The 10,144-nt window shown below is 36.1% G+C and carries 7 protein-coding genes and 1 pseudogene; 3 read left to right on the top strand and 5 right to left on the bottom strand.

Features of this window, described 5'->3' with window-relative positions; all coding sequences use genetic code 11:
- Positions 1-503 precede the first annotated feature (503 nt).
- Both ACEN31_RS10165 and ACEN31_RS10170 read right to left on the bottom strand, forming a co-directional pair.
- Positions 504-2,288, bottom strand: coding sequence for an ABC transporter ATP-binding protein (locus ACEN31_RS10165; RefSeq protein WP_407090714.1), 1,785 nt, complete (start codon positions 2,286-2,288; stop codon positions 504-506).
- A complete protein-coding gene (locus ACEN31_RS10170; protein WP_407090713.1) occupies positions 2,281-4,050 on the bottom strand; it encodes an ABC transporter ATP-binding protein in 1,770 nt (589 codons plus the stop codon). Before ACEN31_RS10170 ends, ACEN31_RS10165 begins: the two co-directional genes overlap by 8 nt.
- A 214-nt stretch (positions 4,051-4,264) precedes the next feature.
- Here ACEN31_RS10170 and ACEN31_RS10175 point away from each other — a divergent pair, with 214 nt between their 5' ends.
- The 3 genes from ACEN31_RS10175 to ACEN31_RS10185 all read left to right on the top strand — a co-directional run bounded on the left by ACEN31_RS10175 (position 4,265) and on the right by ACEN31_RS10185 (position 6,869).
- A complete protein-coding gene (locus ACEN31_RS10175; protein WP_235888765.1) occupies positions 4,265-4,978 on the top strand; it encodes an amino acid ABC transporter permease in 714 nt (237 codons plus the stop codon).
- 24 nt (positions 4,979-5,002) lie between these two features.
- Positions 5,003-5,857 (top strand): transporter substrate-binding domain-containing protein, encoded by an 855-nt coding sequence (locus tag ACEN31_RS10180; protein ID WP_138404122.1) that lies wholly within the window; start codon positions 5,003-5,005, stop codon positions 5,855-5,857.
- Between the two features lie 109 nt (positions 5,858-5,966).
- Positions 5,967-6,869 (top strand): glycerophosphodiester phosphodiesterase, encoded by a 903-nt coding sequence (locus tag ACEN31_RS10185; RefSeq protein WP_407109341.1) that lies wholly within the window; start codon positions 5,967-5,969, stop codon positions 6,867-6,869.
- Positions 6,870-7,040: 171 nt separating this feature from the next.
- Here the strand turns inward: ACEN31_RS10185 and guaA are convergent, their stop codons facing one another.
- The 3 genes and pseudogenes from guaA to ACEN31_RS10200 all read right to left on the bottom strand — a co-directional run.
- Positions 7,041-8,591 carry a glutamine-hydrolyzing GMP synthase gene (gene guaA, locus ACEN31_RS10190; protein ID WP_407109342.1) on the bottom strand — a complete coding sequence of 517 codons (1,551 nt, stop codon included), beginning with the start codon at positions 8,589-8,591 and terminating at the stop codon, positions 7,041-7,043.
- 18 nt (positions 8,592-8,609) lie between these two features.
- The gene (coaA, locus tag ACEN31_RS10195) at positions 8,610-9,545 is read right to left on the bottom strand and encodes a type I pantothenate kinase (RefSeq protein ID WP_407109343.1); all 936 of its coding nucleotides are present in this window, start codon (positions 9,543-9,545) and stop codon (positions 8,610-8,612) included.
- Between the two features lie 483 nt (positions 9,546-10,028).
- Positions 10,029-10,144: pseudogene (locus ACEN31_RS10200) on the bottom strand (IS30 family transposase); the annotation flags it as partial.

A 10,144-nucleotide genomic window follows, 5' to 3' on the forward strand; every position in this document is an offset into this window, starting at 1 on the left:
AGAAGGTTCATTTAGTTAAAATCTACTTCGAGAACTCACTATTTTGTAGAAAAATTCCCAATTTTTCCAAGAACGATTAATTTATTCAAGAAACCAGCTTAAATTATAGAGCTATGAATTATTCAGGTATATTGGGTTGCTATTCACAAGTAAATTTACAACAAGAATAATTATTTCATTTACAGAATTCGCTTTTTAATACAAAGAATGTTATACTAATTAATACGCGAAAGATATTTTTTATGCAAGAATTTAATTTGTTTTGATGAAATTTAATCAAACTGGCGTAACTAAAGGGTTACAAGGATATATTAGAGGTTATGGGAATATATCGTTTAAATGAGAAAGAATTAATTTTAAGTAATAGTTACAAGAAAGAACTTTAGAATAATAATATTGAATAGTTAGGTAGCCTTCTCTTTATTGAGAGGGCTATTGTCTATTTAACAGATTGTTTAGACAAAAAAAGCAAAGTGGCTAGTTAGCACACTTTGCTTTTTTTCTTATACTTTTCCTTGTAAAGATTGCAGGCGGTACATATCGTAATATGTTCCTTCTAATTTAATCAGTTCATCATGATGACCTTGTTCGATAACACGGCCTTTGTGCAGAACGTAGATTTTGTCAGCATCTTTGATTGTTGAAAGTCGGTGGGCAATGACAATTAATGTCGCTTGCTCTCGAATCTTTTCAAGACTTTGTTGTATATACTGCTCCGTCTCCGTATCAATATTGGCCGTAGCTTCGTCTAAAATTAAAATTCGCGGATTTCGAATAATCGTACGTGCAATATTAATTAACTGCTTCTGACCAGCTGATAGTGAAGTTCCCCCCTCACTGATGTGAGAACGATAACCATCTTCCATTGATTTAATAAAGTGATCTGCTCCAGTAAATTCTGCAGCTTCTCTCACTTCTTCATCTGAATAGTTTCCATGTAAACGAATATTGTCATAGAAATTACCATAGAACATGAACGCATCTTGTTGGACTAAGCCGATTTGAGAGCGAATACTTCGTTTGGTGTAACCACGAATATCTTCTTTATCAACGGAAATTAATCCTTGTTGGTATTCGTAGAATCGCATTAACAGATTAATGATTGTACTCTTTCCAGATCCGGTATGACCAACAATCGCAATCATTTCTCCCGGAGACACTTCTAAATCGATATCTTTCAATACAACATTTTTACCATCATACGAGAAATACAAATCATCAATGTTAATCTGACCATCAATCAATGAATCCACTGCATTCGCATTTGGTTGAGGTTCTGTATTCTCATTTGCTAGTAAAGCCATCCCGCGAGAGGCTGAAACTAGCCCATCTTGGTAAATACTCAAGCTGTCTAACATCCCTCCAATTGGATGGAAGAATGACTTAGAATAAGACGTAAAAGCGTAAATAATCCCAATATCAACGACTGAACCCGAAAGTAATTGCGCAGCAAAGATCCAGATGACAATGACCAACACAATTTGTTCAATAAGGTTAATGGCAGGCATTAATAGCACAGCATTCATCTTGAACATATTAGTTCTAGCCACTAAGTATTCCTGGTTTACTTCATCGAATTCTTCTTTCATTCGCTGGGTCTGATTGAATTGTTGAATGAGCCACATCCCCATTGTTGACTCACTTAAGCGCGCATTCACCTTACTTAACGCTTGGCGCATACGACGGTAGATGACAGTACTAATCTTTTGGTAGACGTATATCAAGATGAATATGACGGGGATAAAGGCCATGAAGACCCAAGACATCGATACACTAAGTGAAAACATCGCTACCGCAATCATCGTTGCATTAATAAAACCATCGAAAAATGTTAAAAACACATTCCAAAATTCTTTAATTGTCTCGGTATCATTCGTCACACGTGAGACAACTTCACCATTAGGTGTTTTGTTAAAGTAATCTAAACTTAATTTCCCTAATTTGTGGTACAAATTATTTCGCATATTCGCTACCGTATGCTCGGATGCTAATTTAAAAGTGTAATCTTTAACGTAGACAATGACCATTCTTAAAAGTAATAAAACAAGGTACGTTCCAGCTACTTGTAAAGTAATTTGGATTGTTGCTGAACTTGTCGATAAGTACTCATCAATATATTGTTGAATAATAATAGGTAAGTAAGCTGATAAAGCAGAAGCAATAACCATCATAACAATAGATAAGATAAACCATTTAGTTTCAGATTTCGCAAATGAGAATAAATAACGTAATATGTTCCATTGCTCTTTTAGTGAGAAGCTTGTTTTTCTTTGTTTCGTATTACTCATTGTCTTCCCCACTTTCTGAAATTTTCTGATCTAATTGTTGTTGACGGAACATATTGTCATACCAACCTTCTAACGAGAGTAACCGCTCATGAGTTCCTCGTTCGCTAATATGCCCATTATCTAAGACTAGGATCTCATCTGCACGCATAATTGAACTTAATCGATGAGTCGCTATGATTGTGATCCCTTTTTGACGGAATTCACGTAAGTTCGTTAATATCCTTTGTTCTGTCTTAGCATCCACAGCGGAAAGCGCATCATCCATAATTAATATTTCTGGATTCATCGCTAATGTTCGAGCGATTGAAATCCGTTGCTTCTGCCCACCAGATAAACTCACACCGCGTTCTCCAACCAAGGTATCGTAACCATCTGAGAAAGTTAGGATGTCTTCATGAACATCTGCAACCTTTGCATAATATTCGACTTCTTCTTGTGTCATATTTGGACGACCGAAGCGAATGTTCTCTCGGATTGTCGTTGAGAAAAGTAAGTTGTTCTGTGAAATATACCCAACTCGATCATTTAATTCTGTCATATCAATCTTATTCAGTGGTGTGTTATCAATAAGGATTTCTCCAGATTCAACATCAAAATTTCGCACTAATAAGTTAAACAAGGAACTCTTTCCAGACCCTGTTCGGCCAACAATGCCTAAAGTATCCCCTTCTTCCAGTTTAAAGTGAATATCACTTAAAATTTCTACTTCTGAATCTGGATAACTAAAGGTATTAATATTTACTTTTAAATCATTATATTCTAAGTTTTTAACAGGATTGGGATCATTGACGACACTTGCTTTTTCAGATAGCAAATCAGTTACTCGATCATAACTCGCATTCCCGCGCTCCATTGTATTCACTAATCTTCCAACAGCTAATAATGGCCAAGTCATATTTCCTAAATAACTTAGGTAAGCGATTAAGTCTCCTAAAGTAATACGACCATTTTGGATAAAGTATGTCCCAAAAAAGATCGTTAATACATAAGTTAAACCAGTAATCACATCGATGACAGGCGTATAAGCCGAATCAATTCGGAATACTTTCTTGTTCTTTTCAACGACATTGTCCGTTTCTTTAACAAAATCTAGGTAATCCTCTTCCTCTTCCTCTTCACCGAAAGCTTTAATCACTTTCATTCCGGAGACACTCTCTTGTACATGATCATTCATATCAGAGAAAGCTTTTAATGACCCTCTAAAATACTTATTAATTAATTTTCCTAAATATTGGGCAACAAAAATCAATAATGGGAAAGGTAAAATAGTAAACAAGGTCAATTGCCAGTCAATAATAAAAATCATTGAAAACAAAGTCACGACAGTGATTGATAAGGAATCAGTTAAAGTAATAATTCCCCCACCAGCAACAAAGCGTAAAGCAGCTAAGTCATTCGTCGCATGTGCCATTAAATCACCAGTACGATATTGCCCGTAAAACTTCTGATCCATCTTAGTAAAATGATCAAACAAACGGTTACGCATAATCGCTTCTAACAATGTTGAATTCCCAAACAAATTACTGCGCCACATGTATCTTAATCCATACATAAGTAAGCCAATACCAAGGAGTAATCCAGTCTGTTGTATTAAGTGGTCCCAAGTAATAGTCCCGGTTGCCATTGAATCGACTAATCCTCCGATAATTAATGGGATAATCGCTGATAAGATGGCACAGGTAGTTAAGCCACCTATGGCAAGTGCATAGGTTTTCCATCTCAGTTTAAAGAACCATGCTAATTTTTTGAATATTGCAAACATATTAACCTCACTTCAATCTATGAAAATTCTTAAAACGCAGTATATTAATTATAGTCAAAATAGTGTTTTAATGTCAATGATGGCTCCTTTTTTCATCAGATTTGTTCTTCCAATTATATATAGAAAACGCAATTCAAAAACTTGTATTTATTAAAATCTAGTGATAACATACTTATTGTTTATATTTTTTCAAAGGAGAGGATCAGTGACTAAAATTATTTTATCAGATATCAGATGGGATTATATTTTTAATCCCCAACTTGCGCTTGAAAGTATCCCTTTTGTACTCGAAGGGCTTAGTTATACGATTGCTATCTCACTGTTAAGTTTCATCCTGAGTCTTATCGGAGGAACAATCCTTGCCCTTATGCGAATCTCAAGATCAAGGCTACTTAGAATCCTCGCTCGGTTCTATGTTTCTTTCTTCAGAGGTGTGCCAGTACTCGTGACCTTATTCTTTTTATACTTTGGTCTCCCTTTAGCCAATCTTATGCTGACAGCTATTCAAGCTTCGGTCCTTGGCTTTGGACTAACAAGCAGTGCTTACAGTTCTGAGATTATTCGCTCAGCTATTGAAAGCATCGACAAGGGTCAGTGGGAAGCTGCTCAGTCTTTGGGATTGAATCGACGAAAAGTTTTGAGAAAAATTATTTTCCCTCAAGCCACTCGTATTGCGATTCCTGCCTTGAGTAACGTCTTATTGGACTTGGTAAAAGGAAGCTCACTGACAGCCATGATTACTGTTCCAGAAATCTTCCAAAAAGCTAAAATTGTCGGTGGAGCTAATAATGACTATATGACCATGTACTTTCTTATCGCAATTATTTATTGGATTATCTGTGTTATTTATGGTTTCTTACAAGATTACTTAGAGCGACTATATAAGCCAGATCAGATAACTCCCCCTAGCAAACGCATGTCTCCTTAGAATTAAAAATGATTGGAGTAAAAAATGTTCAAAAAATTCTTTAGTGCATTAGTTATCGTTTCACTTTTCTTCACACAATTCACGGCTGTCTCAGCTCAAGAAGATGATTCCTTAAGTCGCGTAGAAGAAAGAGGTCATCTCATCGCAGCCATATCAGGTACGCTCTACCCTAGTGGTTATTATAATGAGGACAACGAATTAGTTGGATATAATATTGATATAATTCGTGAGGTAGCTGATCGCCTAGGTCTTGAAGTTGAGTTCATGGAGATGGGTGTTGACGGAATGTTAACATCTGTGAAGTCAGGTCAAGTTGACTTGGTCGCTGAAGGAGTTCAACCCACTGCTGAACGTGAGAAAGATTTCTTAATCGGTGAACCTATTAAATACAGTTTCACTTCGATCGTTGTCCGTTTATCTGATAATTCAGGTATTGAATCGATTGAAGACTTTGCTGGTAAAAAAGCTGCTGGTGGAGCGACAACCAACTATATGCAAGTAGCCGCTCAATTAGGAGCTGAACTTGTGACTTATGACAACGCAACAAACGATCAATATTTCCTAGATGTTGCGAATGGACGTACTGACTTCATCCCTAATGACTACTACTTACAAAAGACTTCTATTGATTTCTTTAGCGACTTAGGTGTTAAACTTGGGAATGTATTCTACAACCCTTCATTCAGTGCCTTCGTCTATAATAATGAATCAAACGCGCTTCAAGAAGCTATTGATGCTGTCTTAGTTGAGATGAAAGAAGATGGCACTTTAGCAGAGATCTCCGCTCAATACTTTAATGGTGATGATGTGTCCGTTGAACAAGAAGAAATCAACGGCATCAAAATTAGTGACCTTCCAGTAATTGAGTTAGAAGACTAATCTACGAATGAAAACACCTGAGACAATGATGTTCTTAGGTGTTTTTCTTTCTAACTATCTTATAAAAATTTTGATATAATTAATCTATCAAGATGATAGGAGGATCACTATGAGCTCACTATGGAAGAAAACATTAGGTATCGCGGGTGTAGTAATTCCAACTTGGTTAGCAATCTATGCATGGCCACCTAAAGAAAAAACGACACCCTTTAATTATGAGAAACAAGACAGACCCTTAAATATAGCCCACCGCGGAGGTTGTGCCCTGGCACCTGAGGAAACCTTAGAAGCATTCGCTAGGTCTGCACAAGCCGGAGCAGACATGTTCGAGTATGATGTTCATATTACCAAAGATGGATATCTCATTGCCAGTCATGACCCTACTGTCGATAGAATTACAGATGGGAGTGGCTATATTAACCAACTCACTTTAACTGAGATTAAATCGTTCGATGCGGGTGTAACATTCCAAGATTTAGAAGGTAATTATCCTTATCAAGATCAAGGTGTTCAACTAGCAACTGTCGAAGAGATATTCTTATTATTCCCTCACACACCTGCTGTCATTGAATTAAAAGATACTAATGACCCAGCGCTTTACGAAGACTTAATTCAAGAGATGTGGCGTCTAATTCAAAAGTACCATATGGAAGATAAAGTCGTTATAGGCAGTTTCGACCATAAGATTAACAGACGCTTCAAAGAAGTATCTCAAGGTCAAGTAGCTATTGGTGCCGGTGTCAGTGAAGCAACCTCTTATTTAACAAAGATGATTTTAAGACTGAATGGGCTTGCACATACAGATGCTCAAGCTTTCCAACTACCAACGACCCAACATGGGTTAGACTTGACGCAGAAGAATATCATTAACGGTTCACGTCAACGCGGAATAGATGTTTATTACTGGACGATTAACGACGAAGAAACTATGCGTGATTTGATCGCTAAAGGTGTTGATGGGATTATGACAGATAATCCTGAGTTGTTGGAGAAAGTGTTGGATGAGGGATAATTCACAAGAAATAAGGCTGGATGACAAATTTCATGTCGTCCAGCCTATTTCCTTTAATATTTCTTATTCCCAGCAGTAAGGTCCTGACTTTTCCCGGCGTCTTCGACTTGGAAAAAGCCTAGTACTCTTTGCAGGTATAACACCAACATTTTCTCTTCAAGAAAATTGGTGTTACTCCCACTCAATTGTTGAAGGTGGTTTACCTGTCACATCATACACTACACGGTTAACGTGAGGGATTTCATTAACAATTCGTTTACTAATTTCATGTAAAACTTCCCATGGAATGCGAGCGAACTCACTTGTCATACCGTCAATAGACGTTACCGCACGAATTCCGACCATATGATCGTATGTACGGCCATCTCCCATAACCCCAACACTTCTTACGTTTGGTAAAGTCGTAAAGTATTGCCAGATATCACGGTCTAAACCATGTTTAGCAATTTCTTCACGTAAGATTGCGTCAGATTCACGAACGATTTCAACTTTTTCTTCAGTAATTTCACCTAACACACGAATTCCTAATCCTGGTCCAGGGAATGGTTGACGCCAAACGATTGAATCTGGCATACCTAAAGCCGTTCCTAAAGCACGGACTTCATCTTTGAATAATGTGTTTAGCAGTTCAATTAATTCAAACTGCATATCTTCTGGTAAACCTCCCACATTGTGGTGAGATTTAATTGTTTGAGCCGTTTTCGTTCCAGATTCAATAATATCTGTATAAAGTGTTCCTTGAGCTAAGAAGTCAATTCCTTCTAACTTAGTCGCTTCATCATCGAAGACATAAATAAATTCATTCCCGATGATTTTACGTTTTTCTTCTGGATCGCTTACTCCTTCTAATTTAGAAAAGAATCTCTCTTTAGCATCAATACGGATAATGTTTAAGCCGAATTCTTCTAAAGCTGCCATCACGTGGTCACCTTCGTTTTTACGAAGTAATCCATGATCGACAAAGATACAGACTAATTGCTCGCCAATTGCTTTTTGTAAAAGCACACCAACGACACTTGAATCAACTCCACCTGATAAAGCTAATAATACTTTACGGTCGCCAACAAGTTCACGCACTTTCGCAATCTCAATATCAATAAAGTTCTCCATTGACCATTCTCCAGAAACGTTACAAATATTGAAGATGAAGTTACGTAACATGTCATTTCCATGAACACTTGCACGAACTTCTGGGTGGAATTGAACACCATAAATTTGACGTTCTGTATTCTCAAACGCAGCAATCGGTGTACTTTCATTACTTGCTGTGACAGTAAAGCCTTCGGGTACTTTTGTAATTAAATCCGAATGACTCATTAAAACTGTTTCAGTTTCTTCTAAATCTTCAAAGATTCCCGCTTCATTATTACTGATGTTAATTGGCATTTGGCCATATTCACGTTTGTTTGAACCTTCAACTTCTCCGCCAAATAATTTAGTTGTTAATTGCATTCCGTAACAAATTCCAAATACTGGAAGACCTAAATCATAAATAGCTGGATCAATATCAAATGAGCCTGGAGCATAGACACTATGAGGCCCTCCTGAAAGGATAATTCCTTTAACTCCAGTCATTTCTTTGATTTCTTCAGCTGTTGTGTCATTGGGTAATAATTCACTGAATACGCCAAATTCACGGATACGTCTAGTAATTAATTGATTGTATTGACTTCCAAAGTCTAATACAACGATTTTCTCAATATCTAATAAATTTGTTTCCATGCAATTCTCCTTTTTTAGTCAATATTTACGGACATAAAAATTGTCAATCGAATGATTCTTCCCTTTATATAAGATTACATCAGCCCGACCTCTTGTTGGTTGAATATGTTGAACAAGATTGGTTAAGTTAATTGTATACCAAATTTCATTCCCGTAGTCTTCTACTTTTTCAGATGGCCATTTGGTAATTTCATAGAAATAGTTCGTTGGATCATCTTTCGCTGATTCCATGTGCATCTTGAACCGGTCCATAAACCAGCTTTTAATATGAAGTGGATCGGCATCTATATAGATTGAAAAATCAAAAAACTCATTCATATACGTTTGTTGGTTTTCCGGTAGTTGAAAGGCATTAATCCCTTCAACAATTAAGATATCAGGTTTCTTCATAACTTGAACTTCTCCTGGTACTATATCATAGATTTCATGTGAATATGTCGGATATTCAACATCCTCTACCCCAATTTTTACCTTACTCATAAACTCTAGTAAACGAGGCATGTCATAACTTTCCGGGAATCCTTTCCGTTTCATTATTCCACGTCGTTCTAGTTCTTCATTTGGGTATAGAAATCCATCGGTTGTCACTAATTCAATTTGCTTCTCAGGATAGTATTTCTGAAGCAAGCGCTGAAGTACTCTCGCTGAAGTACTCTTTCCTACTGCGACACTTCCGGATACACCAATCATGAATGTATTATTCTCAAATGAACTTTTCTCACCGATAATATCAAAGAATTTATCACGTTCTACTTCATATTCATCTTTGTTCTTAAGCATTACATCAATATAATGAACTAGTGGGACGTAGACTTCTTTCACATCTTGTTGTGATAATCGGTCGTTTAAGGAAACCAATTCTTCCAATCCTACAATTGGTTTTAGGTTTCCTTTCATTTGGTTAAATTGTTCCCATTCTTTTCTAGAATAATGTGTAAATAATTCGCTAGTCAAATGACCACTCCTTAGACTTTACTTTAATTATAAGTATTTTAGCACTCTCCAGGAATAGTTTAAAGGCTTGAAAGAAACCATTTTCATAAATTTTACTAACAACGACTATAACTTCTAATTATCCACTCAAAAAAAGCGTGATGATTAAAGCTTCGGGACGATTTATTGCAAAAACTGTTGAATATTATATAATTAAACTATCAATTCGATTGAATTTCTTAGTGTATTAATTTTAGAATTTTACCACGGTTAAAAGTAATACACAATAAAACTCCGATAAATAAACTAGAAATTCGAGTGAATGTTCGGGTTTTAGCTTATCTCATTCGATATTTTTATAGATACATTTAATTAAAATATATAGAAATAGTCACTTTTTTTAACACTATTCCTTATGGAAATGCTTACTAAAGGTTGTATTCTAATAGTATTTATGTAAAATAATAATGTGATATAATAATAATATTTTATATATTTGATTTGTCAAATTAAGCTAGACAAAACTGCTTCATCTAAGTAACTCAAAAATACTTCCAACGGTGTTCGGTAGTGTAAGGATTTCCGTGGAATCGTGTTCCGTTTGTGTGCAATCGATGACA

The organism is Ruoffia sp. FAM 26255 (assembly GCF_045528525.1).
Classification (GTDB): Bacteria; Bacillota; Bacilli; order Lactobacillales; family Aerococcaceae; genus Ruoffia; species Ruoffia tabacinasalis.

Excerpts from the sequence above, each read along its gene's own strand:
- ACEN31_RS10165 (WP_407090714.1), bottom strand. The coding sequence starts at position 2,288 with ATGAGTAATACGAAACAAAGAAAAACAAGCTTCTCACTAAAAGAGCAA.
- ACEN31_RS10170 (WP_407090713.1), bottom strand. The coding sequence starts at position 4,050 with ATGTTTGCAATATTCAAAAAATTAGCATGGTTCTTTAAACTGAGATGG.
- ACEN31_RS10180 (WP_138404122.1), top strand. The coding sequence starts at position 5,003 with ATGTTCAAAAAATTCTTTAGTGCATTAGTTATCGTTTCACTTTTCTTC.
- ACEN31_RS10185 (WP_407109341.1), top strand. The coding sequence starts at position 5,967 with ATGAGCTCACTATGGAAGAAAACATTAGGTATCGCGGGTGTAGTAATT.
- guaA (WP_407109342.1), bottom strand. The coding sequence starts at position 8,591 with ATGGAAACAAATTTATTAGATATTGAGAAAATCGTTGTATTAGACTTT.